Genomic DNA, 2,011 nt, shown 5'->3' on the forward strand with positions numbered 1-2,011 from the left:
ATGGCAGAGATTGCACGCTATGCACGATTATTTGGGTCCGTCGTCAAAGGCGTAGGAAGAAAACCCAGGTCGGAAGAAACGGCGATGGCGGCGAATCGTGCATAGCGTGCAATCTCTGCCATGCAGAGGCATGCAGAGGCGACGCGAGCGGGGGCACGGGCGACCCGCCGTAGAGCCTATGCCAACACGGGCTCCACCCTGCACCCCGCTTCGACGCGCCCGATTATTTCACGTGAAGCAATCGGGCGCTTGAGAGCAAATGTTTCACGCGAAGCATCTTGGCCGCGCGCAGGTGCCGCGTGCCGAAAAATCACACGCGGACGGACCAGGCGCGCGGGGACCAGGCGCGCGGGTGCGGCGCTCCAGAGGGTCTGACGGGAACGCAGGCTCCCTAGGCGTCGCGGTCCGCTTCCCCGCCTTCGGCCGGCCCGCCTTCCGCAGCGCGCTCGTCGAAGCCTCCTTGCAACGCGTCGGCATCGAGCCGGTCGCGCGCATCCTGAGCCCGGAACTCGGACACGAACCCAGCTGAGAAGATGCCGGCCGGAATGGCCACCACGCCGATTGACAGGAGCATCGTGCAGAAGCCGACGAGGCGCCCGGCGGCCGTGACGGGCACGAGGTCGCCGTAGCCCGTGGTGGTGATGGTGGTCATCGCCCAGTACATGCCCGTGAACACGCTGTCGAACTTCTCGGGCTGCACGGGATGCTCGATTTCGTACATGAGCACGCTGGCCGTTACGGTGAGCAGGGCGAGCACCATGAATGCCGCCACGATCTCCGGGCGGCGCTTTCGGAACACGCACGCGATGGAGCGCAGACCGCGCATGTAGCGCGACAGCTTGATAAGGCGCACGAGGCGGACGATGCGAGCCGCGTTCAGCATGGGGGACGACACGGGCACGAACAGCACGAGCAAACCGGGCGCGAAGGCCAGCAGGTCGATGATCCCCATCGGCGACAGCGCGTAGCGCATGCGTGCGCGAGCGGGCGATGCGTCGGGATGGACGAGGTCGGCAGTCCACAGGCGCGCAGCGTACTCCAAGCCGAAGCACACGCTGGACGCCAGCCCGAAGGCCAGAAGCGCCGCCGACACCCCGGCCGGGATGCCGGGCTGCGTCTCGGCGAACACGAGGATCGCGTTCGCGACGATGAGCGCGAACAGCGCGATGCCCACGATGCGCGCGACGGCGTTGCCGCGCCGCACGTCCTCGAGCGCAAAGTACGCCTGCCGCTTGAACGCCGAGGGGGCGCGGCGGGGCGCGCGCTTCGCATCCCGCGCACCCCCCGCGTGCCCTGCGTTTCGCCTCGCTGCGCCCATCGCGTCGGCCCCTTACGCCTGCTCGAGGGTCACGGCGGTGCCGGAGGCGGTCACCATAAGCATGTTGCCTTGACCCAGCACCTCGTAATCCATGTCCACGCCCACCACGGCGTGCGCGCCCATGGAGGCCGCACGCTGCTCCAGCTCCTGCAGAGCCTCGTTGCGGGTCTGCAGAAGCTCCTGCTCGTAGCCCTCGCTGCGGCCGCCCACGATGTTGCGGATGCCCGCGCCGAAATCGCGCAGGAAGTTGATGCCGGTGATAACCTCGCCGAACACGATGCCGTAGTAGCCGGTGATGCGGTAGCCTTCGACGGAGGGGGTAGTGGTCACGATCATGGGCGTTCCTTTCAACGGACGAGCGAACCGATGCGCTTTGCGTGTCCGTTAGCATACCACGATCAGCGCGGAGCCGAGGGTGTACAATAGCAACGTTTACCTGCACCTATGCCAAACATGCACGAAAGGCAACCTATGACCGTCGACCTCGTTTCGCTCGCCATCATCGCGCTCGTCGCGGCAGCCTGCCCGATCGTCGCCAAACTCATCCCCAACAAGCTGGTTCCCGAGACGGTGTTCCTGCTCATCGCCGGAGCGTTGCTGGGGCCGAACATGACGGGCGCCATCGTGCTCACCGACGCGGTAGGGCTGCTGTCCGACCTCGGCCTGGCGTTTTTGTTCCTGCTAGCCGGCTAC

Annotated in this window: 2 protein-coding genes and 1 pseudogene; 1 reads left to right on the top strand and 2 read right to left on the bottom strand. The window is 66.3% G+C overall.

Annotated elements, in window-relative coordinates; all coding sequences use genetic code 11:
• Positions 1-391 precede the first annotated feature (391 nt).
• Both ACMO6A_RS01940 and ACMO6A_RS01945 read right to left on the bottom strand, forming a co-directional pair.
• The gene (locus ACMO6A_RS01940; RefSeq protein WP_009608260.1) at positions 392-1,318 is read right to left on the bottom strand and encodes an ion transporter; all 927 of its coding nucleotides are present in this window, start codon (positions 1,316-1,318) and stop codon (positions 392-394) included.
• Between the two features lie 12 nt (positions 1,319-1,330).
• Positions 1,331-1,654: a heavy metal-binding domain-containing protein gene (locus ACMO6A_RS01945; protein ID WP_009608252.1), complete on the bottom strand. Its 324-nt coding sequence runs from the start codon at positions 1,652-1,654 to the stop codon at positions 1,331-1,333.
• 135 nt (positions 1,655-1,789) lie between these two features.
• Here ACMO6A_RS01945 and ACMO6A_RS01950 point away from each other — a divergent pair.
• Positions 1,790-2,011, top strand: a pseudogene (locus ACMO6A_RS01950) (cation:proton antiporter); the annotation flags it as partial.

This window comes from Eggerthella sp., from assembly GCF_048329335.1.
In the GTDB taxonomy this organism is placed as follows: domain Bacteria; phylum Actinomycetota; class Coriobacteriia; order Coriobacteriales; family Eggerthellaceae; genus Eggerthella; species Eggerthella lenta.